This window comes from Halobacillus sp. HZG1 (genome assembly GCF_035818575.1).
GTDB classification, from domain to species: Bacteria; Bacillota; Bacilli; order Bacillales; family Halobacillaceae; genus Halobacillus; species Halobacillus litoralis.
Genome location: NZ_JAYLVQ010000026.1, coordinates 1 through 23768, shown reverse-complemented (window position 1 = coordinate 23768; position 23768 = coordinate 1). Strand labels below are relative to the sequence as shown.

Annotated in this window: 20 protein-coding genes and 1 other annotated feature; of the genes, 18 read left to right on the top strand and 2 right to left on the bottom strand. The window is 43.0% G+C overall.

Features of this window, described 5'->3' with window-relative positions; all coding sequences use genetic code 11:
* Nucleotides 1–76 precede the first annotated feature (76 nt).
* The 3 genes from VKA52_RS03760 (at nt 77) to pheT (ending at nt 4664) form a co-directional block, all read left to right on the top strand.
* The gene (locus VKA52_RS03760; RefSeq protein WP_326314245.1) at nt 77–811 is read left to right on the top strand and encodes a TrmH family RNA methyltransferase; all 735 of its coding nucleotides are present in this window, start codon (nt 77–79) and stop codon (nt 809–811) included.
* 57 nt (nt 812–868) lie between these two features.
* Nucleotides 869–1086, top strand: a binding site (T-box leader).
* Between the two features lie 101 nt (nt 1087–1187).
* On the top strand, nt 1188–2222 hold the full coding sequence (gene pheS / locus VKA52_RS03755; RefSeq protein WP_326314244.1) for a phenylalanine--tRNA ligase subunit alpha: 1035 nt from the start codon (nt 1188–1190) through the stop codon (nt 2220–2222).
* Between the two features lie 15 nt (nt 2223–2237).
* Nucleotides 2238–4664 (top strand): phenylalanine--tRNA ligase subunit beta, encoded by a 2427-nt coding sequence (gene pheT, locus VKA52_RS03750; RefSeq protein ID WP_326314243.1) that lies wholly within the window; start codon nt 2238–2240, stop codon nt 4662–4664.
* Nucleotides 4665–4727: 63 nt separating this feature from the next.
* On the opposite strand, the gene rnhC is transcribed toward pheT, so the two are convergent.
* On the bottom strand, nt 4728–5663 hold the full coding sequence (gene rnhC / locus VKA52_RS03745) for a ribonuclease HIII (protein ID WP_326314242.1): 936 nt from the start codon (nt 5661–5663) through the stop codon (nt 4728–4730).
* A 147-nt stretch (nt 5664–5810) separates the two neighbouring features.
* On the opposite strand from rnhC, the gene zapA reads away from it, so the two are divergent.
* The 12 genes from zapA (at nt 5811) to uvrC (ending at nt 19329) form a co-directional block, all read left to right on the top strand.
* Nucleotides 5811–6095, top strand: coding sequence for a cell division protein ZapA (zapA, locus tag VKA52_RS03740; protein WP_089650576.1), 285 nt, complete (start codon nt 5811–5813; stop codon nt 6093–6095).
* A 1-nt stretch (nt 6096) separates the two neighbouring features.
* Nucleotides 6097–6639 carry a CvpA family protein gene (locus VKA52_RS03735; protein ID WP_146812625.1) on the top strand — a complete coding sequence of 181 codons (543 nt, stop codon included), beginning with the start codon at nt 6097–6099 and terminating at the stop codon, nt 6637–6639.
* 103 nt (nt 6640–6742) lie between these two features.
* On the top strand, nt 6743–8464 hold the full coding sequence (gene polX / locus VKA52_RS03730) for a DNA polymerase/3'-5' exonuclease PolX (protein WP_326314241.1): 1722 nt from the start codon (nt 6743–6745) through the stop codon (nt 8462–8464).
* 18 nt (nt 8465–8482) lie between these two features.
* The gene (locus VKA52_RS03725; protein WP_326314240.1) at nt 8483–10828 is read left to right on the top strand and encodes an endonuclease MutS2; all 2346 of its coding nucleotides are present in this window, start codon (nt 8483–8485) and stop codon (nt 10826–10828) included.
* 23 nt (nt 10829–10851) lie between these two features.
* On the top strand, nt 10852–11259 hold the full coding sequence (locus VKA52_RS03720; protein WP_160915545.1) for a DUF350 domain-containing protein: 408 nt from the start codon (nt 10852–10854) through the stop codon (nt 11257–11259).
* A gap of 620 nt (nt 11260–11879) precedes the next feature.
* Nucleotides 11880–13583, top strand: coding sequence for a long-chain-fatty-acid--CoA ligase (locus VKA52_RS03715; protein ID WP_326314239.1), 1704 nt, complete (start codon nt 11880–11882; stop codon nt 13581–13583).
* Between the two features lie 102 nt (nt 13584–13685).
* Entirely contained in the window at nt 13686–14276 is a 591-nt protein-coding gene (locus tag VKA52_RS03710; RefSeq protein WP_160915542.1) for a TetR/AcrR family transcriptional regulator, read from the top strand.
* A 16-nt stretch (nt 14277–14292) separates the two neighbouring features.
* Complete coding sequence (locus tag VKA52_RS03705; RefSeq protein WP_206947553.1) at nt 14293–15066, top strand: enoyl-CoA hydratase; 774 nt, start codon at nt 14293–14295, stop codon at nt 15064–15066.
* A gap of 18 nt (nt 15067–15084) precedes the next feature.
* Nucleotides 15085–15858: an electron transfer flavoprotein subunit beta/FixA family protein gene (locus VKA52_RS03700; protein ID WP_326314238.1), complete on the top strand. Its 774-nt coding sequence runs from the start codon at nt 15085–15087 to the stop codon at nt 15856–15858.
* Nucleotides 15859–15883: 25 nt separating this feature from the next.
* The gene (locus VKA52_RS03695) at nt 15884–16864 is read left to right on the top strand and encodes an electron transfer flavoprotein subunit alpha/FixB family protein (protein ID WP_160915538.1); all 981 of its coding nucleotides are present in this window, start codon (nt 15884–15886) and stop codon (nt 16862–16864) included.
* Nucleotides 16865–16973: 109 nt separating this feature from the next.
* A complete protein-coding gene (trxA, locus tag VKA52_RS03690) occupies nt 16974–17312 on the top strand; it encodes a thioredoxin (RefSeq protein ID WP_326314256.1) in 339 nt (112 codons plus the stop codon).
* A gap of 217 nt (nt 17313–17529) precedes the next feature.
* On the top strand, nt 17530–19329 hold the full coding sequence (gene uvrC / locus VKA52_RS03685) for an excinuclease ABC subunit UvrC (protein WP_326314237.1): 1800 nt from the start codon (nt 17530–17532) through the stop codon (nt 19327–19329).
* 25 nt (nt 19330–19354) lie between these two features.
* On the opposite strand, the gene VKA52_RS03680 is transcribed toward uvrC, so the two are convergent.
* Nucleotides 19355–19789, bottom strand: coding sequence for a YslB family protein (locus VKA52_RS03680; protein WP_237417539.1), 435 nt, complete (start codon nt 19787–19789; stop codon nt 19355–19357).
* A gap of 291 nt (nt 19790–20080) precedes the next feature.
* Between VKA52_RS03680 and VKA52_RS03675 the strand changes: the two genes are divergently transcribed.
* The 3 genes from VKA52_RS03675 (at nt 20081) to sdhB (ending at nt 23294) form a co-directional block, all read left to right on the top strand.
* Nucleotides 20081–20701, top strand: a complete 621-nt coding sequence (locus VKA52_RS03675; protein ID WP_160915532.1) for a succinate dehydrogenase cytochrome b558 subunit — start codon at nt 20081–20083, stop codon at nt 20699–20701.
* 62 nt (nt 20702–20763) lie between these two features.
* Nucleotides 20764–22515: a succinate dehydrogenase flavoprotein subunit gene (gene sdhA, locus VKA52_RS03670; RefSeq protein ID WP_326314236.1), complete on the top strand. Its 1752-nt coding sequence runs from the start codon at nt 20764–20766 to the stop codon at nt 22513–22515.
* A gap of 14 nt (nt 22516–22529) precedes the next feature.
* The gene (sdhB, locus tag VKA52_RS03665) at nt 22530–23294 is read left to right on the top strand and encodes a succinate dehydrogenase iron-sulfur subunit (protein WP_160915528.1); all 765 of its coding nucleotides are present in this window, start codon (nt 22530–22532) and stop codon (nt 23292–23294) included.
* Nucleotides 23295–23768: the final 474 nt, after the last annotated feature.

Below are 23768 nucleotides of genomic sequence, written 5' to 3'. Positions count from 1 at the left end.
TTCTTCTTTAGTTTGACCAACCATGGTCCTGCTATGTATGATGAATGAGAAATAAACACGCAAATGAGGGACTACTATGTTGACTTCCTTACAAAATACAAAGGTGAAGGAATGGAAAAAACTACATAAACGTAAATATAGAAATCAAACAGGCACTTTTATCGTAGAAGGGCTTCATCTCGTGGAAGAGGTGCTTAAAAGCAATTGGGAGATCGTTGAAATGATCGTGCGTGAAGGAACGGACTTTACAATTCCTGAAGATATTCCTACGGTAATGGTCAATCATTCCGTGTTTCGGGCAATAGCAGAAACGGAATCTCCTCAAGGTATTGCGGCAATTGTCAAACAGAAGGAGACATCTGTAAATCAAGCGGCCTTAACCTTAATGCTGGACTCCGTTCAGGACCCTGGGAATGTAGGTACACTGATCCGGACCGCGGATGCAGCAGGATTTGACCAGGTTATTTTAGGTTCAGGTACAGTCGATGCTTATAATGATAAAGTCATTCGTTCTACCCAAGGGTCGATCTTCCATATTCCTGTCATCACGGGAGAGCTTAAGGACTTTGTCGAATCACTGAAAGAAGAAGGCGTCCAGATTTGGGCTTCTGCTCTGAAAGATGCTTCCCCTTTTCAAGAACTACAAGCCCCTTCTAAAGCTGCTCTTATTGTAGGGAATGAGGGACAGGGTATTCAGGAGAACCTTTTGAATCAAGCGGATCAACGGGTCTATATCCCGATTTATGGACAGGCAGAGTCCTTGAATGTAGGAATTGCAGGTGCTGTTCTTATGTATCATTTAAAGGGATGAGGTTGCATACACAGCCTTCTTTGACTATAATATATTCAGTTGATAAAAATTAAACAATGAAAAGCTTAGAAAGAGCAAAGTAGATGAATGTAAATCGTTTTAGGGAGGAAGCACCTTGGACTGGAAGTGCTTCTAACGTGGCATGTATCGAAATTTCACTCTGGAGCTGGCCAATTAGGCCCGGATAATTTCCGTTATTCTCATCAAAGTGGGCACATGTCTATGTGTCAACAAGGGTGGTACCGCGAAACGACCATACAAGTCTCGTCCCTTTTCAGGGATGGGGCTTTTTTTATTTTCCAGCCGTTTTTCAACCCGAAAAGTTCTGAAACGTAAAAGGAAAATGAGTCGAAACGATTTTAAAGGAGGAATAAGCATGAAGGAACGTTTAGAAGAGCTGCAACAGGAAGCCCTTGCGAAAGTCGAACAGGCGAATTCTGTTCAAGGCCTGAAGGATATAAGAGTCGAGTACTTAGGAAAAAAGGGCCCGATTACGGAAGTTCTGAGAGGGATGGGCAAATTGTCCAAGGAAGAGCGTCCGGTCATTGGGCAATTGGCTAATGATGTGCGGGAAAATATTGCGCAAGCGATTGAGGAGAAGCAAACCTCACTTGAGGATGAAGCCTTAGAAAAGCAGTTGGAAGAAGAAAGCATTGATGTCACTCTTCCTGCCCGCCCTGTAAAAATTGGAGGCCCTCACTTATTGACGAGTATCGTAGAAGAAATTGAAGATCTCTTCATCGGGATGGGCTTTGAAATTAAAGAAGGTCCTGAAGTGGAAACGGATTATTACAACTTTGAAGCACTGAATTTACCGAAAGGCCACCCGGCGCGGGATATGCAGGATTCGTTCTACGTTACGGAAGAGCTTTTGATGCGTACCCACACTTCCCCAGTACAAGCAAGGACTATGGGAGCTAAAGATGGCAGTGAACCCGTGAAGATGATTTGTCCGGGTAAGGTATATCGACGTGACACAGATGATGCGACCCACTCTCATCAGTTCACTCAAATTGAAGGACTATTAGTTGATAAGAACGTGCGAATGAGTGATTTGAAAGGCGTATTGAATGCATTTGCAAAGCAAATGTTCGGAGCGGACCGTGAAATCCGTTTGCGTCCAAGCTTCTTCCCCTTTACAGAACCATCCGTTGAAATGGATATATCCTGTAAAGTTTGTGGAGGAAAAGGCTGTTCCGTATGTAAAGGAACGGGTTGGATCGAAATTCTTGGAGGCGGAATGGTTCATCCTAACGTCCTTGAGATGGCGGGATATGATCCGAAAGAATACTCCGGATTTGCATTCGGTATGGGACCAGAGCGAATCGCGATGTTGAAGTATGGAGTAGATGATATCCGTCACTTCTACACCAATGATATTCGATTCTTAGAACAGTATCACAAGGCTTAAAGGAGGAATGAAACCATGCTTGTATCATTGAATTGGTTGCAAGAATATATTGATGTCAGTCGTTATTCGCCAGAAGAGCTGGCAGAAATTATTACGAAGACCGGAATTGAAGTAGAAAGTGTAGAACCTGTAGCTGAAGAGGTCACAGGCGTTGTCGTTGGGTACGTCCAATCTTGCGAACAGCATCCGAACGCCGATAAATTGAATCTCTGCCAGGTGGACGTTGGTGGAGAAACCCTCCAGATCGTCTGTGGAGCACCGAACGTTGCAGAAGGTCAAAAAGTTCCTGTCGCTACACCTGGGGCGGTCCTTCCTGGCAACTTCAAAATTAAAAAGACCAAACTGCGTGGAGAAGAATCGAACGGTATGATTTGTTCTCTTCAAGAGCTTGGTGTTGATGAAAAAGAGGTCCCGAAAGAATTCGCTGATGGTATTTTTGTATTTCCTGAAGACGTGGAAGTCGGGGCAAATGCCATATCCTTGTTGAACCTTGATGATTTGATCATTGAGCTTGGATTGACACCAAACCGTTCGGATGCTCTAAGCATGGCTGGCGTAGCTTATGAAGTTGCAGCGGCGATTGACGGCGCGTATGAATTGGCTGATGAAAATGTCCAAACTTCTGATGAGAAAACAGCAGATCATGTCTCTGTACTCGTGGAAGATTCGGAAGCGAACCCTTATTATGGAGCTTTCATAATAAAGGATATTCAAGTCGGACCATCTCCACTATGGATGCGAAACCGTTTGACTGCAGCAGGCATCCGTCCAATTAATAATGTCGTGGATATTACAAACTATGTACTTATGGAATATGGACAGCCGCTTCATGCTTTCGATTTTGACCGTTTTGGTTCAAATACCATTGTTACACGTCGTGCAAAAGATGGAGAGAAAATGACGACCCTTGATGACCAGGAGCGTACGCTGAAAAGCGATCACCTCGTCATTACGAATGGGGAAAAAGCTCATGCCATTGCTGGTGTTATGGGTGGGGCTGAGTCTGAAGTGCAAGATGATACGACAACGATCATTTTAGAAGCAGCATTTTTCCATCCATCTGTTGTACGTGAAGCTTCCAAAGATCATGGGCTTCGCAGTGAATCAAGCACACGTTTTGAAAAAGGTGTCGATCCAAACCGCGTAGAACGTGCCGGCCTTAGAGCCTGCGAACTTCTTGCAGAGTATGCAGGAGGTACTGTTTTAGATGGAGTTGTGGCCCATGACGAACTCGACCGATCTGAAAAGCAAGTCACAGTAAACACAAACACCATTAACGAACGACTTGGTACTGAAATTAACAATCAAGATATCGCCGACATTTTCCGTCGCCTTCAATTCAACTATGATCAAAACGGGGATGAGTTCCATGTGTCTGTTCCGACACGCCGTGGGGACATTACCATCTTTGAGGATATGCTTGAAGAAGTGGCGCGCATTTATGGGTACGATAATCTTCCTTATACTCTTCCACAAGGAGCGTCACAAGCAGGAGGCCTGACACTTGAGCAACTGTTGAAACGTAAAGTGAAAGCCTACTTTGAAGGTGCAGGACTTCATGAAACCATCACTTATTCTCTTACTCATAAGGATAAAGCTCAAATGCTTGTTAGTCCTGAAGTGAAGGAAAGATCCGTAAGCCCTGTCGCTTTAGCTATGCCAATGAGTGAAGATCATGGCACACTTCGGTTAAGCATGGTACCTGAGTTGTTGGAATCCCTATCCTATAATGTGGCACGTAAACAGGAAAACCTTGCTTTCTATGAAGTGGGTACTGTGTTTATCAGTGAAGAAGAAAAAGTAACGAAACAGCCGGAAGAAATGCTGCGTGCATCAGGTGCATTGACAGGGGAGTGGCTCTCACACCCGTGGCAGCAGGAGAAAAAATCGGTCGACTTCTTCGTTGCAAAAGGTATATTGGAAGGGCTGAGCGAACAGCTGGATCTTCCTTTCACTTATGAAAAAACGAAGTTGGATCATATGCATCCAGGACGTACGGCGACGGTGTCGGTCAATGGAAAAGTCATCGGTTTCGTTGGGCAGGTACATCCGAAGCTTCAAAAGCAGCTTGGACTGAAAGAAACCTATGTCTTTGATGTAAACCTGGAAGTTCTCATTGAGGAATATAAGAAAGAAGAGAAATTCCAGACCATCCCTCGTCACCCTTCCGTTTCTCGTGACATTGCACTTGTCGTAGATGAGCATGTAACTGCAGGATCGATTGAGGCGACGATTGGTGAGGCAGGAAGTCCGCTAGTGAAGGATGTTCAAGTATTCGACCTTTATCAGGGGGAACATTTGGATGAAGGGAAGAAATCCCTCGCTTTCCGTCTGCTTTATTTAGACCCTCTTCGTACTTTGAAGGATCAAGAAGTGGAAGAGACGCACAACGCTATCCTGGAAGCAGTGAAAAGTCAGCATCAGGCTGAACTTCGTGGATAAATCAAATGATAAACAAAAAGCTCAGAGTTTTTCTTAACTCTGAGCTTTTTTGTATAAGCAGCATTATTTAACGAATTTCTTCGCTTTTTCCGTGGTGGCAAAGTGTACTTTGGCTAATTCCTCCAGTTTTTCTTCGCCGTAGGCTTCAATGATAGCTGCAGCAGCACGATCGACTTTTCCTGAAGCCCCTTTAGGTATCGGAAGGCCTGTATCGAATTCCATCTGATTCATCGCCTTTACAAAAGCTGATCTTGCAATGATGGAAGCTGTTGCGACAGCGATCGAATAACTTTCTGCTTTTGTCATAAAGTAAACATGTTCTTGAAGCTGCTGATTCTCACTTCTCAGGTGTTTTTCGTAAACATGTGGTTCTGAAAACTGGTCGATTAAGATGCCATCTGGTTTTTCAGGAGCAATCTTCTCAAGGAGACGATTCAAGGCTTGATGGTGGAGCATAGTTTTCATTTTCCCCTGGCTCCACCCTTTTCGCTGCCACTGGTTATATTTTTTATTCGGCAGTCTGAGCAGACTATATGGGATTTTCATAGCTACTATGTCTTTCGCCAGGTTGGTAATTTGTGCATCCGAAAGATTTTTTGAATCTTTTACACCGATTGCCTTCAATTGAGAGATTTGTTCTTTTGTGACAAAAGCAGCTGCTACGGTGATGGGGCCGAAATAGTCCCCTGTCCCTGCTTCATCGGAACCAATATGGGAGCTTGCGAAAAGCTGGTCCTCAGGATGAAAGGCATGACGGTTGTTCTTACGTGTCTTTCCATCTCCTGAGGTAGTAGAAGGAACGGTTCCCCATTTTTCAGCTTCTGTCTCTGGTTTCTGACCTTGAAAGAGCACTTTGCCTGATTTGTAGGCTGTAATGGTGCAGTTGGGTGTTTTAGCTGCGAATACCGCTGCTGGCGGACTGTTTTTCAGACTTGAGGTGTAATATTTCTTCATGTTCTCTAGTGTTGACGCAGGTAATTTCAATACAACTTGGGGCATAATGGATTCCTTTCTGTCTAAAATGATAGGATTAGTATAGCAAAATGGATGACAAAAGAGAACATTTGCGAAAAACATCCATATTGGTTTCCTATTTGTCAAGCTTCGTGTTAATATAAAGTTTAGGATTGAGAGAAACTAGGGGGTATGAATGTGTCGCAGTCAGACCAAGAGAAAAAAAGAATTACAGTGGAGATCAACAAACGATCTTACACTATAGTTGGTCATGAAGAGCCCCATCATATCCGTATGGTATCCAGTCTGGTGGATCAAAAAATGCGTGAGATCCATGAAGCGAATCCTAGTCTGGATACGGCAAAGCTCGCCGTTTTGACCGCTGTGAATACGATGAATGAATATATGAAATTAAAGGAAGAATGTACAGAACTTATGAATTATATTGAAAAGAAAGAGAAAGAGGATAGAGGGTAAAATGATTGATTTATTGTTGTTGTTTATTTTGTTTATTGGTGTAATAACGGGGTTGAAAAGAGGTTTTATCCTTCAGCTTTTCCATCTCATTGGATTTATTGTAGCTTTTGTACTCGCTGTTATCTACTATGATGACCTCGCGCCGAAACTGACGTTATGGGTACCCTATCCTGAACTGCCACAAGATTCTTCCTGGGCGATCTTTTTAGAAAATCTGCCTTTGGAACAAGCCTTTTATAACGCTGTTGCTTTTGCGATTATCTTTTTTGGGGCCAAAATCATCTTACATATTATTGCGTCCATGTTGGACTTTGTTTCAGAATTGCCGATCCTGCATTCTTTGAATACGTTGTTAGGTGGAATTTTAGGCTTTATTGAAAATTATGTCATCTTATTCGTGGTGCTGTACATAGCGGCGCTTGTACCTCTGGCTGGGGTGCAAAGTGCTTTGGACGGATCGATACTTGCACAGCTGATCATCGAACACACACCAGTCTTTTCAGAACAATTGAAAACGCTGTGGATTGAACATGTAGCCGGCTGAGTAAGGCGTTAGGATGAAAGTACAGGTAGAGCCGCTATGATTATGATCATGGCGGCTCTTTTTCATCTTGAAAACAGGATAAAACGTGAAGGAGTCGATAAACATGACTATCGATAAGAAACAAGTCATTAAACTATTGGAAAAAATCGCTGTTTACTTAGAGTTGAAAGGGGAGAACCCTTTTAAAATTTCTGCTTACCGTAAGGCTGCGCAAGCTTTAGAGCGTGATGACAGATCATTAAGTGAGATTGATGATTTCACTAAAATGAAAGGAATCGGAAAAGGAACGGCAACGGTCATTGATGAATACTTAGAAAACGAAGAATCAGATACATTAAAACAATTACAGGCAGAAGTTCCTGCCGGCCTAGTCCCATTGCTTGACCTTCCAGGTCTCGGCGGTAAGAAATTGGCGAAGCTTTACCAACAATTAGGTGTGACCGATGCAGAAACATTGAAAGAAGCTCTTGAAGCTGGGAAAGTGGAAGAATTGGACGGTTTCGGGAAAAAGTCTGCCGAAAAGATGTTGAAGGCGATTGAAGAAGCGGGAGCACGTCCAGAACGCCTGCCGATTGCTGTCATGCTTCCACTAGCAGAAAAAATCGAGCATTTTCTTGAACAGGGAAAAACTTTCACCCGGTTCTCAAGAGCGGGAAGTTTAAGGAGAATGCGTGAAACGATTAAAGATATTGATTTCATCATTGCTTCTGAAAATGCTGTTGAAACTCGAGATGAACTACTGGCGTATCCAGATATCAAAGAAGTGATCGCCTCAGGTGAGACGAAAGTTTCTGTGGTCGTTAACGAGGGTTATGATATAGGTATTGATTTCCGTATTGTTGCACCAGAAGAGTTTGCTACGACCTTACACCATTTCACAGGGTCCAAAGATCATAATGTCGCAATGAGACAGCTGGCAAAAGAGAACGATGAAAAAATAAGTGAGTATGGTATTGAAAAAGTGGAAACGGGAGAAGTCCAAACGTTTGAAACGGAAGAAGAATTCTTCCAACACTTTGGTCTTCATTTCATCCCCCCTGAAGTAAGAGAGAATTATGGGGAAGTTGAGAAATTCAAGGAACCTATCGAACTCGTGGAATTGGAGAATATTCGCGGGGATCTTCATATGCACTCGACTTGGAGCGATGGAGCACAGTCCATCAAAGAGATGGCTGAGAGAGCAAAAGCGAAAGGGTATGAGTACATCGCAATCACCGATCACTCGAAATATTTGCGTGTAGCAAATGGATTGAATGAAGAGCGCTTACGCTTGCAAAGAAAAGAGATTGAAAAGGTGAATGCTGAAATGGAAGATTTCCATATCTTTGCCGGCATTGAAATGGACATTCTTCCAGATGGAACCATGGATTTTGATGATGAGTTCCTGAAAGAAATGGATTTTGTCATCGCATCCATTCACTCGAGTTTTCAGCAATCCCAGGATCAAATTATGGAAAGGTTGACCAACGCTCTAGAAAACCCTCATGTTCATATGATTGCTCATCCGACAGGACGTTTAATAGGCCGTCGCGAAGGCTACGACGTGAACCTTGAAGCATTGATTGAAGGGGCGAAGAGAACAGGGACGATTCTTGAACTTAACGCGAATCCTAACCGGTTAGATTTGAGTTGGGAATGGTTAATGAGAGCTCAGGAAGAGGGCTTAAACATTGCTGTTAATACAGATGCTCACAGTTATCCTATGTTAGAGCATATGGAAATAGGAATTGGTGCAGCGCGAAAAGGGTGGCTTAGAAAAGATACAGTCATCAATACGTGGACGAAACAACAGTTGATGGATAAGTTCAACAGCCATAAGGAGTAATAAAGGAGACGGTTACACATGAATCAACGCATCCTTCATGTACTAGAATTTAAAAAAATCATAGAACAATTGAACGAACAAGCGGCTTCTTCCTTGGGGAAAGAAAAAACAGCCGCCTTAAAACCATCTTCTGATCTAGAAGAGGTCCGCCACTTACAATTGGAAACGGATGAGGCTGGCCAAGTCCTTCGTCTGAAAGGTCATGTCCCACTTGGTGGTATATTTGATATCAAACCAAGCTTGAAGCGGACTACCATCGGCGGCACGCTCAGTGCATTAGAATGCCTGGATGTCGCCAGTACCATATATGGAGGTAGACAACTTAAACGTTTCATTGAAGATATGGAAGAACCCGAGATGCCTATTTTGAGAGAGATGGTATCTTCAATCGCCTCATTAAGGGAACTCGAGAGCGATATCAGAAACTGTATCGATGATCATGGAGGGGTTATGGATGGAGCGTCAGAGAAATTGCGATCCATCCGTTCGAAGATCCGGACTTATGAGAGCCGTGTAAGGGACAAAATGGAGTCTTTCACAAAATCTAAGTCAAAAATGCTTTCGGATGCGATTGTTACCATACGAAATGAACGTTATGTTCTCCCTGTAAAGCAGGAATATCGTGGGTCCATAGGCGGCATTGTCCATGATCAATCATCCTCTGGTGCGACATTGTTCATAGAACCGCAAACAGTCGTAGACTTGAATAACCAACTGCAAGAAGCCCGTGTTCAAGAAAAAAATGAGATTGAAAAAATCTTAAAAGAACTTTCTGAGTCGATTGCGGAAAATCATGAACCTTTATATGAAAATGTTCAAGTGTTGGGCCATATGGATTTCATGTTTGCCAGAGCTAAGTTAGGTAAGCAGATGCGAGCAGCCATGCCTAAGATGAATGATGAAGGCCGTATCGATATGAAACAAGCAAGACATCCCCTTATTTCTGAGGATGAAGTCGTTCCGAATGACATCGAAATAGGCACGGATTATACATCGATAGTTATTACCGGACCTAACACTGGAGGAAAAACAGTTACTCTCAAACTTGTAGGCTTGTGCACACTGATGGCACAGTCCGGGTTACAGGTACCTGCTTTGGATGGATGTGAGATGGCTGTATTCAAAGAAGTTTATGCAGACATTGGTGATGAACAGTCCATCGAGCAAAGTTTATCCACTTTTTCTTCTCACATGACCAATATTGTAGACATTTTGGACAAAGTCGATGATCAGTCCCTTGTTTTATTTGATGAACTAGGTGCAGGCACGGACCCGCAAGAAGGAGCAGCTCTTGCGATGTCGATCTTAGATGAGGTAGTCAACCGGAAGGCCCGTGTCATCGCGACGACGCACTATCCGGAATTGAAGGCTTATGGCTATAATCGCCCAGACGTGATTAACGCTTCTGTCGAATTTGATATTCAAACACTTAAACCTACTTACCGCCTGTTGATTGGCGTTCCAGGTCGGAGTAATGCTTTTGAGATTTCCAGGCGTCTCGGCTTAAGAGAATCAGTGATCGAGTCTGCCAAGGGTCATGTCGGTGTAGATTCTCAGAGTGTTGAGAATATGATTGCTTCCCTGGAAGAATCAAAGCGCGGGGCAGAGCAGGATTATGAAGAAGCTGAACGATTGCTTGCAGAAGCGGAAGAACTCCGAAATGAATTGAAACATAAATGGGACCAATTCGAAGATCAGCGTGAAAAGTTGTATGAGAAAGCGGAGCAAAAAGCAGAAAAAGCCATTCGCCAGGCTAGAGAAGAAGCGGAAACGATTGTTGGCGAAATACGGAACATGAAATCACAGGCACAAATGAAAGAGCACGAATGGATTGAAGCGCGCAAGATGTTTGATGAAGCGCAGCCTGAACTTGCAAAGAAGAAACCGAACGCAGCTCCTGCACCTAAAAAAGAGTCGAGAGAATTGAATCCTGGAGATGAAGTGAAGCTACTGACTCTCAACCAGCAAGGAACCATTGTTGAACAGACAGGTAAGAACGAATACCAGGTTCAGGTTGGTGTAATGAAAGTAAAAGCTAAACGAAAAGAACTCGAATTTGTGAAGGCAAAACAACCCTATAAGGAAAAGCCGATGGCGACAGTTAAAGGCAAGAACTTTCATGTGAAAACAGAACTTGATTTACGGGGCGAGCGTTACGAAGATGCGTTGAATCGGCTAGAAAAGTATATTGATGACGCTCTTTTAGCAGGTTACCCACGAGTATCCATTATTCATGGTAAAGGAACGGGAGCTCTTCGCACGGCCGTGCAGAACTTTGCAAAGAACCACCGCAGCATCTCCAGTCATCGGGCAGGAGGCATGAATGAAGGTGGAAGTGGAGTGACCGTATTAGAGTTTCGATAATTCGTTAAAAAGGGAGCGGAGGAATGAGTAATTTTTGGGAATACACGTTAGTGGAAACCGCCGCTCGTTACAGTGTTGTGGTCTTGTGTTTAGTTCTTTTTATGGCGATTTTTGAGATCGTAACTTCTTATAATAATTGGGAAGAAATCAAAAGGGGCAACATTGCTGTAGCGATGGCAACCGGGGGTAAACTATTTGGAATCGCAAACATTTTTCGTTTTTCAATTGAACATAATGACTCGCTCACTCAAACGATGGGCTGGGGCCTGTATGGATTTGCTCTTCTCCTTTGCGGTTATTTCATCTTTGAATTCTTAACCCCATCTTTTAAGATTGATGAGGAAATTGCAAATGACAACCGCGCCGTAGGGTTCATATCCTTAGTCATTTCCATCGGGCTTTCGTATGTAATTGGAGCGAATATCATTTAAGGAGAGAGACAGTGGAAACCTTAGCCAAAATATTAATGGTCGTTGCCGCAGTATTTCTCATCGTCGGCATCCTGTTTTTTATCATATGAATAGAAATGATCACCAAACAAGAAGCCCCCAAGTAAACGGGCTTCTTGTTTTTTGTTCATTTAATAGTAGTTATTAAAGTATATGGCAGGATTGTGGAAGACTCAGTTTCGAGACGTTTGTTGAGTAGATGGGGCTGCGGGGAATAGCTCGCTTTCCGCGGGAGCGCGATGAGCCTCCTCAGGCTGACGCCTTCCGGGGTCTCACCGCCCGCCCCATGGAAAGTGTTCAAATGCGGAATCGTCCTGGTAGACACGACTGGCATAAGCAGAACAGCAACGGAATGTTTTTTATTCCTTTGCTGTTCTGCTTATGACGCGAGTGTCTGGACGATGGAGCTAGACGAACCGTTTCCCGGAGCCTCTAGAATCACACAAACATCTCGAAACCAAGTCTTCAAGAAAAGGGAGCTGATGTGCAAGAAGGTGATTAATTTGCAGGGTAATATTTTCAATTTTTTAAATAATAATTCAAATATGAGCCTTTAGTCGTTATAATAGGAGAGAAGACAATTATTAGGGAGGTCTGTCAAAATGAGTGATTTTCAACGTCCATGGCACAAGTTGTATCCACCAGAAGTCCCTGTCACCATTGATTACAAAGAACAACCACTCCATGATTACCTTAAGGAAAGTGCTGAAACGTACGGAGAAAAGAAAGCGCTTTATTTTATGGGGAAGGAGTTGGATTATAAAGAAATCTATGAACAGGCGGAGGCATTAGCGAGCTATTTGCAAGACTTAGGGTTGGAAAAAGGCGACCGTGTTTCCATCATGCTGCCGAACTGTCCTCAATCCGTCATTTCCTATTATGGGGTTTTGATGGCTGGAGGAATCGTTGTCCAGACGAACCCTCTCTATATGGAAAGGGAATTGGAGTATCAAATGAAGGATTCCGGCGCCAAGATGATTATTTGTCTTGATGTCCTTTATCCGAAGGCTGCCAATATTAAGCCTGATACCCCTCTTGAACACATCATCGTGACAGGTATTAAAGATTACCTTCCTTTCCCAAAAAACAAAATATACCCTTACATCCAAAAACGTCAGTACCAAGTGCTTGTTAAACCGGAGCAATCTACTGACACCCATCTGTGGTCTCATATCTTAAAAAACGCAAGTGGAAATGTAGAAGAGGTAGAAATTGATCCTAAAGAGGACCTGGCATTATTGCAATACACCGGAGGGACGACCGGATTTCCAAAAGGTGTCATGCTTACTCATTACAACTTGATTGTTAACACACAAATGTCTAAGAAATGGTTGTACAAATGCAAAGACGGTGAAGAAACTGTGCTCGCCATTTTGCCGTTCTTCCATGTTTACGGAATGACCTCGGTTATGAACCTGTCTGTCATGATGGGGAACAAAATGATACTTATGCCAAAGTTTGAGCCTGAAGATGTTTTAAAAGTGATCGATAAACAAAAACCCACGTTATTCCCTGGAGCCCCGACGATTTATATCGCATTATTGAACCATCCGAATTTGAAAAAATATGACCTTTCTTCCATTGAAGCTTGTATCAGTGGTTCAGCACCATTACCTGTTGAGGTACAAGAACGTTTTGAAGCTGTAACTGGTGGACGTCTTGTTGAAGGATATGGGTTGACTGAAACCTCTCCAGTTACCCACTCCAACCTTGTATGGGGGCAGCGTATGAGTGGAAGTATCGGAGTGCCATGGCCGGATACAGACGCGAAGATCTACAAGATGGATGCTGATGAAGAGGCTGAGAACGGGGAAATCGGAGAAATTGTCGTGAAAGGTCCTCAAGTGATGAGAGGTTATTGGAACAAACCTGAAGAAACGGCCCAAGTACTCAGTGAAGATGGCTGGTTCCGTACTGGAGATATGGGGTATATGGATGATGCCGGTTACTTCTATATTGTCGATCGGAAAAAAGATATGATTATCGCAGGTGGGTATAACATCTACCCTCGTGAAGTGGAAGAAGTCCTTTATGAGCATTCTGAAATTCAGGAAGCTGTGGTTGTAGGAGTTCCTGATCCATACCGTGGGGAAACCGTAAAAGCTTTTATTGTTAAAAAACAGGGCAGCGAAATTACAGAAGACGAATTAAATGAATACTGCCGTAAAAACATCGCTTCGTACAAAGTCCCAAGATTGTATGAATTCAGAAGCGAGTTACCGAAAACAGCGGTCGGTAAAATCTTAAGGAGGACTTTGATCGATGAAGAAAAGCGTAAGTATGAGGAATCCGAGAGTATTCAATAAACTCCAAAAAGAAAGTTGACAGAATATTTCTTTGCTTGTAGAATAATAAGTGAATGATGATTCATTCATTTTTTCAGTTCGCAATAGCAAGGAGATATACCATTGAAGAAAAATAAACCGAAATTCAAGCAAATCATTGATGCAGCTGTCGAAGTCATTGCTGAAAATGGCTACCACTCTTCTCAAGTTTCTAAGATTGCAAAGAAAGCAGGAGTGGCAGATGGAACCATCTATCTTTATTTTAAAAACAAGGAAGATATCCTTGTATCATTGTTTCAAGAAAAAATGGGGCAATTCATAGAAAAGATTGAGCAGGAAACCACCTCAAAGCAGTCAGCGGAACAAAAACTTTTGACATTAATCCAAACACATTTTGAACAGCTGGCTGCCGATCACCATCTGGCAATTGTGACACAGTTGGAATTGCGCCAATCGAATAAAGAATTGAGGCAAAAAATCAACTATGTATTGAAGCGCTATTTGAACGTTATTGATCAAATTGTCGAAGAAGGTGTCGAAGAGGAGTTGTTCCGCAGTGGCCTGGATCGCCGTCTTGTACGTCAAATGATTTTTGGGACGATGGATGAGACGGTGACAAACTGGGTCATGAACGAGCAACGATATAACATAGAAGAACAGGCTGAAGAAGTCCATAGCTTAATTGTGAATGGATTAGCCCGTCATGATAAGTGAGAAAGGTGATGATGATTTGTCGACTTTAACTTCACAAGTGAAAGGCAATGTAGCAGAAATTACAATTCAGAGCCCGCCAGCAAATGCTCTGTCCAGTTCCATTCTTCAAGACCTTTCCAAGGAACTGGATCAAATCGAAAGCGACCCTTCCATAAAAGCTATCCTTCTTAAAGGGGAAGGACGCTTCTTCTCTGCAGGAGCAGATATCAAAGAATTTACATCTCTCCAAGGAGAAGATGATTACAAAGGATTGGCAGCCAAAGGGCAGCAATTATTCAGCAGGATTGAGAATTTCCACATCCCCGTAATTGCTGCTATTCATGGGGCAGCCCTTGGCGGGGGGCTCGAACTCGCCATGTCCTGCCACATCCGGTACGTAGCCGATGATGCGAAGTTAGGATTGCCTGAATTGAATCTTGGGATAGTCCCTGGCTTTGCAGGCACCCAACGGTTACCAAGGTACGTTGGTACAGCAAAAGCTTATGAAATGATTCTGACAGGTGTTCCGATTAGTGGGGAAGAAGCTGCCCGGTTAGGTCTTGCTAATCAAAGTTTTTCCAGTGAGGAACTTTTTGAGAAAGCCGAAAATTTGGCTCAAACGATCTCAGAGAAAAGCGGGCCGTCCATTCATCATGTCATGAAGTTGATCCCGTATGCTCACACTTCTCAGTTTGAAGCGGGTAACAATGCAGAGGCAGAAGCCTTTGGAGAGGTATTTGGGAATGAAGATGCTAAAGAAGGCATCCAAGCTTTTATTGAAAAAAGAAAACCAGAATTTAAAAATCAATAGTCCAGGAGGTATATAGACATGAATATTTACGTTTTGTTGAAAAGAACATTCGACACAGAGGAAAAAATCTCTGTTAGTAATGGTGTGATTGCTGATGATGGGGCAGAGTACATCATCAACCCATACGATGAGTATGCGGTGGAAGAAGCGATTAACCTTCGTGACGAGCACGGCGGAGAAGTGACTGTCGTGACAATCGGAGAAGAAGAAGCAGAGAAACAGCTTCGCACAGCTCTTGCTATGGGAGCGGATAAAGCAGTTCTGATTAATACAGAAGATGACCTTGAAGAAGGCGATCAATTTACAACGGTTAAGATTCTTGAAGCGTTCTTTGAAGATAAAGAAGTCGACATTATTCTAGGAGGAAACGTAGCCATTGATGAAGCAAGCGGTCAAGTAGGTCCTCGTCTTGCTGAACGTCTGGATATGGCTTGTGTGACGACAATCACGGATATCAAAGTTGATGGTACGACCGTAAATATTGAGCGTGATGTTGAAGGGGATGTCGAAAGGGTTGAAACGACACTTCCTGTCCTGGTGACATGTCAACAAGGCTTGAATGAGCCGAGGTACCCTTCTTTGCCTGGAATCATGAAAGCGAAGAAGAAGCCGCTTGAGGAACTTGAAATTGATGATTTAGATTTGGATGAAGACGACGTAGAACCAAAAACCAAGACGACTGAAATTTTCCTTCCACCTGAAAAAGAAGCAGGGAAAGTACTCGAAGGAGAAGTCGACGATCAAGTAAAAGAACTTGTATCTTTATTAAAAACAGAAGCCAAAGTACTGTAAATAGACAAGGGAAAGGAGAATCTTTATGAGTAAAAAAGTGTTGGTGATCGGGGAAGCTAGAGAAGGATCTCTTCGTAATGTTACATTTGAAGCCATTGCGGCAGCAAATATCGTCAGTGACGGGGGAGAAGTCGTGGGTGTCCTATGTGGAGATGGCGACTTGAAAGAAATGGGCCAGGAAATGGTGTACTATGGAGCATCCAAAGTCATCACTGTTTCAAACCCAGAATTGAAAACGTATACATCTGATGGATACAGCCAAGCCGTCTATCAAGTGATCGAGGATGAATCACCAGAAGGAATAATCATGGGTCATACGGCAATTGGTAAGGACTTGACTCCTAAACTTGCCAGTAAGCTTGAATCCGGACTTATTTCAGATGCTACTGAGGTAGTCGCGGAAGGTGGAGACATTGTTTTCACACGTCCCATCTATTCCGGAAAAGCTTTTGAAAAGAAAATGGTTACAGAGGGACTCGTGTTTGCGACGATTCGTCCAAATAACATTCCACCCCTTACACGAGATGATTCCTTAGCTGGAAACGTATCCGAAAAAGAAGTGCAGATTTCAAATATCCGTACAATTATAAAAGATGTCCTGCGCAAGTCTTCGGATGGTATCGACCTGTCAGAAGCGAAAGTGATCGTCGCCGGTGGTCGTGGTGTGAAGAGTGCGGAAGGTTTTGAACCACTTGAGAAACTCGCTGAGGTTCTTGGTGGTACCGTCGGTGCATCACGCGGAGCCTGTGATGCGGGTTACTGTGACTATTCTTTACAAATCGGTCAAACTGGTAAAGTCGTTACGCCAGACTTATATATTGCATGTGGTATATCCGGGGCGATTCAACACTTAGCCGGAATGTCGAACTCAAAAGTCATTGTGGCGATTAACAAGGATCCGGAAGCGAACATTTTCAATGTTGCTGATTACGGAATCGTTGGTGATTTGTTCGATGTCGTTCCTAAATTAATTGAAGAAATTAAAGAAATGAAAGTCAACGCCTAACCATAAAGCCGAAGCCAAATATTTGGCTTCGGCTTTATTCCATGTTTAAATAAGGTATAAACAAATTGTTAGTCACTAAAAATAGATAGTGATATACTCTTAACAGACTATTAGGTCGAGGAGGAATTATAAAATGGCAATTGTAAAAGCAACTGATCAAAACTTTACTGAAGAAACAGGCCAGGGTCTTGTCCTAGCTGACTTCTGGGCACCATGGTGTGGCCCTTGTAAGATGATTGCACCCGTATTAGAGGAATTGGATGCGGAAATGAGCGATCAAGTAAAAATCGTCAAACTGGATGTTGACGAAAACCAAGAAACAGCTGGTAAATTCGGTGTTATGAGTATCCCGACACTTCTTCTTTTCAAAGATGGTCAAGTCGTGGATCAGGTCATCGGTTTCCAACCGAAAGAAGCCCTTGCTGAATTGATTCAAAAACATTCCTAATGAACGAAATTACTTTGAAAGCCGCGTTGCCAAGCAGCGCGGCTTTCATCATCTTTCAGGATATACTCAGGTTCAAGATCTTAAGCAGCTTCTTGATATTTACTTTCAATAAATCGAGACGTTGCTTAAGTTGGTTTTGTGCGCATTGAGCCTGCATACTTGTTCCATAGTTGTGGTATTTTTTCAATATATAATCTACGTCATGGAGTGAACTTATATGAACTCAACGATAAAAGAAAAGCTGGCTGTACTACCGGACCAGCCCGGTTGCTACCTTATGAAGGATAAAAATGATACCGTTATTTACGTAGGGAAGTCTAAAGTATTAAAAAATAGAGTGCGCTCCTATTTTACCGGGGCACATGACGGTAAAACGCAAAGACTTGTACGTGAAATCATCAACTTTGAATATATTGTGACCAATTCAGAGATTGAAGCTCTAATTTTGGAAATGAATTTAATTAAAAAATATGACCCCAAATACAACGTTTTATTAAAAGACGATAAAACGTATCCCTATCTAAAGGTGACAGCAGAAAGACACCCTCGGCTGATTGTCACAAGAAATGTGAAAAAAGATAAAGGAAAGTATTTTGGTCCCTATCCCAACGTCATTGCAGCAAGAGAAACGAAAAAGCTCCTGGATCGATTGTATCCATTAAGAAAATGTAATACCATGCCCGACCGTGTTTGTCTTTATTACCACATGCATCAGTGCCTGGGCCCATGCGAGTATAAGGTCTCCAAAAAAACCAATGAAGATATTGTTCAAAATATAACGTCTTTTCTAAATGGCGGTCATACAGAAATCAAAAAAGATTTGAAAAAGCGAATGCTTGAAGCGTCTGAAGAACTTGATTTTGAACGTGCCAAAGAATTAAGAGATCAAATTGAACACATTGAATCTGTCATGGAACAGCAGAAGATGACAATGAATGATCAAGTGGACAGAGACATTTTTGGCTACTCCTATGATAAAGGATGGATGTGTGTTCAGGTCTTCTTCGTCCGACAGGGCAAACTCATTGAACGGGATGTTACGCTGTTTCCATTTTTCGACGACCCAGAAGAAACTTTCATCAGCTATATCGGACGCTTTTACCTGCATCAAAACCATCCATATCCTAAACAGGTTCTCGTGCCAGTCGCGACCGACGTGGATGTCTTGGAGGGAGCCTTAGACACAAAAGTTCTTATCCCTATGCGTGGGAGAAAAAAAGAATTGGTCGAGCTTGCCATGAAAAATGCCAAAATATCTCTGGAAGAAAAATTCGCCTTAATCGAACGGGATGAAGAGCGGACTATCAAAGCCGTTGAATCACTAGGAGAGCATCTGCATATTGAAACGCCGCATCGGATCGAAGCTTTTGATAACTCCAATATTCAAGGGGCAGACCCTGTTTCTGCGATGGTTGTTTTCATTGATGGAAAACCGCAGAAGAAAGAGTACAGAAAGTATAAGATCAGGGATGTAGAAGGTCCTGACGACTATGAAACCATGAGAGAAGTGATTCGAAGGAGGTATAAGCGGGTGTTAAAAGAAGATCTGCCCCTTCCAGACTTAATTGTCGTTGATGGAGGAAAAGGTCAAATGACGGCCGCTCTTGATGTACTTGAGAATGAACTGGGAGTGGATGTTCCTCTATGCGGTTTAGCTAAGGACGATAAACACAAAACCAGTGAGTTATTATACGGGGAGCCTCCGAGCCCCATCGATCTTGATCGTCAGTCTCAAGAATTTTATCTAGTCCAGAGGATACAAGATGAAGTACACAGATTCGCTATTTCCTTTCACCGTCAGCTTCGTGGAAAAGGTGCCATTCAATCTGAACTGGATCGTATTCCAGGTGTGGGACAGAAGCGCAGGCGGCTGTTGCTTAGACACTTTAAATCTGTGACAGAGATAAAAAATGCAGATATTGAGGATATTACCAAATTAGGTGTTCCGGAACCTGTAGCTAACACCATTCTTATCCACCTTAATCAAGATAACGTAGAAGAACCAGCTGAAGAATAACAGCTGGTTCTTTTTTTCTCTTTATTTATCCTTTTAACGCTGTAATCTCGACGTAGTTTTCTTTGTGATTTTTCTCTTCAAAACATTCATATGTATGATCATAAATTTGGCAGATGATTTCTGCCATGAAGCCACACTCCATGCGGAAGTCGACCTCGAACATCTTCTGGTTCAGCCGCTTTTCTATCATATGGCCGCTCAAATTGAAAATCAATTCTTTTCTTTTTTCTTTGACTAAGATAAGTTCTCCCCAGCCCATGTACTGGAAAAATTCATAGAGCTCATCCAGGGTACTGATCTCAGTCTGTCTAGCCATGTTTTTCCCCATATAATAAAGGAGGTAGGGGGCATCTTTCCCTAAGAAATCCGGGAGGGTGTAATAACGCATCAGATCAAAACCTGCGCCTGTCCCTACAAGCGATGAAATGTTGCCGGTTGTTAGCTTCGTAGATTCTTTCAAAACGCTCAGTCCTTTCTCTCCTTATTATCACTCGAAAAGAGGTTCGGTGCAATAAAAATTGTTCCTTTTGATTGAAAGGAAATAAATGTGTATTTTTGAGCAAATAATGAACGTGCTTTCTTGACGCTTATACGGGATAGAAGTACAATAAACATGTCACAAATTGTACATTGGTCAGACGAGTAGTAAGGGAAGAGGGGCTTTTCCTATTATTTTTAACGCTAAATTAAAGCGCTTAACTGTCTGAAAAATGTTCATATTCACACTGTTATCATCTTGAGGGGGGTAAATATGGCGGGAACACGCGGATACGTTAATCGAAGACTGCATTCACTTTTGGGAGTCGTCCCAATCGGGATCTTTTTGATCCAACACTTGACTGTGAACTATTTTGCAACACGTGGACCAGAAGCATTTAACGCTGCAGCTCATTTTATGGAGAGCTTGCCATATCGTTATGTACTGGAGATTTTCATTATCTTTTTACCACTGTTGTTCCACTCTATTTACGGAGTGTATATTGCTTTCACAGCGAAAAGTAATTTATCTAACTTCGGTTATTTTAGGAACTGGATGTTCATCTTCCAAAGGATCACTGGAATCATCACACTCATATTCATTGCATGGCATGTATGGGAAACGAGAATTGCTATTGGTTTCGGTTGGGCAGAATTGAACTATTCGTTGATGGAAGGCATCCTTACTGAACCTTTCTTCTTTTGGTTCTACATAGTAGGGGTCGTTTCAACGACTTTCCACTTCTCAAATGGTCTTTGGTCGTTCTTTGTCAGCTGGGGAATCACAGTTTCACCTCGCTCACAGAAGATTATGACCTATGCAAGCATCATCATTTTCCTTGCGATTTCTTATGTTGGTGTTCGTACACTTATTCAATTCGCATATGGCATATAATTAATGAAAATTTCAATCATGAAACGGTAGATTTTTAGTATTCAAGGGAGTGAGCTTCAATCATGACAAACCGTAATATTGTTGTTGTCGGTGGTGGTTTAGCCGGCCTAATGGCAACAATTAAAGCAGCAGAACAAGGGGTTCACGTGGACTTGCTTTCCATTGTTCCTGTTAAGCGTTCTCACTCTGTATGTGCCCAAGGCGGAATTAATGGGGCAGTTAATACGAAAGGGGAAGGCGATTCCCCATGGGAACACTTTGACGATACAGTTTATGGAGGGGATTTCTTAGCGAACCAGCCTCCAGTAAAAGCGATGTGTGATGCAGCACCAGGAATTATTCACTTACTGGATCGTATGGGCGTAATGTTCAACCGTACTCCAGAGGGATTGCTGGACTTCCGTCGCTTTGGTGGAACTCAGCACCACCGTACAGCCTTTGCCGGAGCAACTACCGGACAGCAGCTTCTCTACGCTTTGGATGAGCAGGTGCGACGTCACGAAGTGAATGGTCTGGTAACCAAATATGAAAATTGGGAGTTCTTATCCGCAATCGTTGATGATGATGGTGTAGGACGAGGCATCATTGGTCAGAATCTGAGCGACCATGAAATTAAAGCCTTCCCGGCAGATGCTGTAATCATGGCAACAGGGGGACCAGGAATCATCTTCGGTAAGTCCACCAACTCTGTCATCAACACAGGTTCTGCAGCAGGTGCGCTTTATCAGCAAGGCGTAAACTATGCAAACGGTGAGTTCATTCAAATTCACCCGACAGCGATTCCCGGCGATGACAAACTGCGCCTTATGAGTGAATCAGCTCGAGGTGAAGGTGGACGCGTATGGACATATAAAGATGGAGAGCCTTGGTATTTCTTAGAGGAAAAATATCCGGCTTATGGTAACCTTGTACCGCGTGATATAGCAACACGCGAAATCTTTGATGTTTGTGTCAATCAAAAGCTAGGGATCAATGGGGAGAACATGGTTTACCTTGATCTATCTCATAAAGATCCGAAGGAATTAGACGTCAAGCTTGGCGGAATTATTGAAATCTATGAAAAATTCGTAGGGGACGATCCGAAAAAAGTACCGATGAAGATTTTCCCTGCCGTTCACTATTCCATGGGCGGTATGTGGGTCGACTATGACCAAATGACCAATATCCCGGGAATTTTCGCTGCCGGAGAATGTGATTACACACAACACGGTGGAAACAGACTCGGGGCCAACTCACTGCTTTCTTCCATTTTTGGAGGAATGGTAGCTGGACCGAATGCCGTTAAATATATTGATGGATTGGAAACGCTGGCAGATGATATGACAGCCAAGCTGTTTGAAGAGAAAGTAAAAGAAGAACAGGATAAATTCGAAGCGATTATGAATATGGATGGGGACGAGAATGCTTACCAGATTCATAAAGAGCTCGGAGAATGGATGACGGACAACGTTACAGTTGTTCGGGAAAATGAAAAGCTTCTGAAAACCGATGAAAAAATCGTTGAATTGATGGACCGTTACAAGCGAATCAATATCAATGATACTTCTCGCTGGAGTAACCAGGGAGCTATGTTCACACGACAACTTTGGAACATGCTTCAACTGGCTCGCGTAATTACTCAAGGCGCATACAACCGTAATGAAAGCCGTGGCGCCCACTACAAGCCTGAATTCCCTGAACGTAATGATGAAGAATGGCTGAAGACGACGGTGGCTAGCTTTGATAAGGAAAACAATAAGCCGGTATTCCGTTATGACGAAGTCGATACATCCTTAATCGAGCCTCGTAAACGTGATTACTCGAAAAGTAAATAAAGGAGGTAACGATCATGAGCGAAAATAAAACGATCACGATGATCATTACTCGTCAGGACCACCCTGATGAATCATCTTATGAAGAGAAATTCGAGATACCGTATCGTGAAAATATGAACGTCATCTCTGCGCTTATGGAAATTCGTCGTAACCCTGTCAATGCAGATGGTGAGCCCACGACTCCTGTTTATTGGGATATGGGTTGTCTGGAAGAGGTATGTGGTGCTTGTTCTATGGTGATTAACGGGACGCCTCGTCAATCCTGTACAGCACTCGTTGATCAACTCGAACAGCCGATCCGTTTGGCTCCAATGACGACATTCCCAGTCAACCGTGACCTCGCTGTTGACCGCAGCCGTATGTTTGATTCATTGAAGAAAGTAAAAGCCTGGATTCCAATTGATGGAACATACGATCTTGGTCCAGGACCTAAAATGCCTGAAAGTAAGCGTCAATGGGCTTATGAGCTATCCAAATGTATGACATGTGGAGTATGCTTGGAAGCTTGCCCGAACGTCAATAGCAAATCGGACTTCATTGGACCTGCTCCATTATCTCAGGTTCGTTTATTCAACTCTCATCCTACAGGGGAAATGAACAAGAGTGAACGTTTGCAGACAATTATGGATGAAGAAGGACTCATGGGCTGCGGAAACGCACAAAACTGTGTGCAGTCTTGTCCAAAGGGAATTCCTTTAACGACTTCCATTGCTGCACTTAACCGTGACACAGCTATTGAATCTTTCAAAAGCTTCTTTGGAAGCGACCAACGTGTCTAAAATGAATACGAAAGAAGCCTCCATTTTTCTTGGAGGCTTCTTTTTTTTACGCCAACCTCTAATACTCACCTCTTTCACAAACGCTCCCGATTGTGGAAGACTCAATTTCGAGATGTTCGTGGGATTCTAGGGCTCCGGGAAATGGTTCGCTTTCCATGGGGCGGGCGGTGAGCCTCCTCAGGCTAAGCCTTCCGGGGTCTCACCAGTCCCACACGTCCCATAGGAGTCTCACCGTTTCCCTCCGCCCCTTGACCATATAAGTGTCTCGAAACCACTTCTAAAGGGTCAGCTTGAATGGTTGAGGGAAGTGGATAATTCGAACACGTTTATTCATAATAAGGTTCCAAATCTTCTCCCCTATGCGGGCAAATAGTGCGTTCTATCAAGCATTTGCGTATGCTAAACGTCAATGAGATAGAGTTTAAATCATTCACTTCTCATATCCATACAAGCTGATTTTTAAGTAGTGGTTTC

Excerpts from the sequence above, each read along its gene's own strand:
- VKA52_RS03720 (WP_160915545.1), top strand. The coding sequence starts at position 10,852 with ATGAGTAATTTTTGGGAATACACGTTAGTGGAAACCGCCGCTCGTTAC.
- pheT (WP_326314243.1), top strand. The coding sequence starts at position 2,238 with ATGCTTGTATCATTGAATTGGTTGCAAGAATATATTGATGTCAGTCGT.
- VKA52_RS03700 (WP_326314238.1), top strand. The coding sequence starts at position 15,085 with ATGAATATTTACGTTTTGTTGAAAAGAACATTCGACACAGAGGAAAAA.
- rnhC (WP_326314242.1), bottom strand. The coding sequence starts at position 5,663 with ATGCCCCAAGTTGTATTGAAATTACCTGCGTCAACACTAGAGAACATG.
- VKA52_RS03715 (WP_326314239.1), top strand. The coding sequence starts at position 11,880 with ATGAGTGATTTTCAACGTCCATGGCACAAGTTGTATCCACCAGAAGTC.
- sdhA (WP_326314236.1), top strand. The coding sequence starts at position 20,764 with ATGACAAACCGTAATATTGTTGTTGTCGGTGGTGGTTTAGCCGGCCTA.
- VKA52_RS03735 (WP_146812625.1), top strand. The coding sequence starts at position 6,097 with ATGATTGATTTATTGTTGTTGTTTATTTTGTTTATTGGTGTAATAACG.
- polX (WP_326314241.1), top strand. The coding sequence starts at position 6,743 with ATGACTATCGATAAGAAACAAGTCATTAAACTATTGGAAAAAATCGCT.
- pheS (WP_326314244.1), top strand. The coding sequence starts at position 1,188 with ATGAAGGAACGTTTAGAAGAGCTGCAACAGGAAGCCCTTGCGAAAGTC.
- VKA52_RS03675 (WP_160915532.1), top strand. The coding sequence starts at position 20,081 with ATGGCGGGAACACGCGGATACGTTAATCGAAGACTGCATTCACTTTTG.
- VKA52_RS03695 (WP_160915538.1), top strand. The coding sequence starts at position 15,884 with ATGAGTAAAAAAGTGTTGGTGATCGGGGAAGCTAGAGAAGGATCTCTT.
- sdhB (WP_160915528.1), top strand. The coding sequence starts at position 22,530 with ATGAGCGAAAATAAAACGATCACGATGATCATTACTCGTCAGGACCAC.
- VKA52_RS03725 (WP_326314240.1), top strand. The coding sequence starts at position 8,483 with ATGAATCAACGCATCCTTCATGTACTAGAATTTAAAAAAATCATAGAA.
- zapA (WP_089650576.1), top strand. The coding sequence starts at position 5,811 with ATGAATGTGTCGCAGTCAGACCAAGAGAAAAAAAGAATTACAGTGGAG.
- uvrC (WP_326314237.1), top strand. The coding sequence starts at position 17,530 with ATGAACTCAACGATAAAAGAAAAGCTGGCTGTACTACCGGACCAGCCC.
- VKA52_RS03760 (WP_326314245.1), top strand. The coding sequence starts at position 77 with ATGTTGACTTCCTTACAAAATACAAAGGTGAAGGAATGGAAAAAACTA.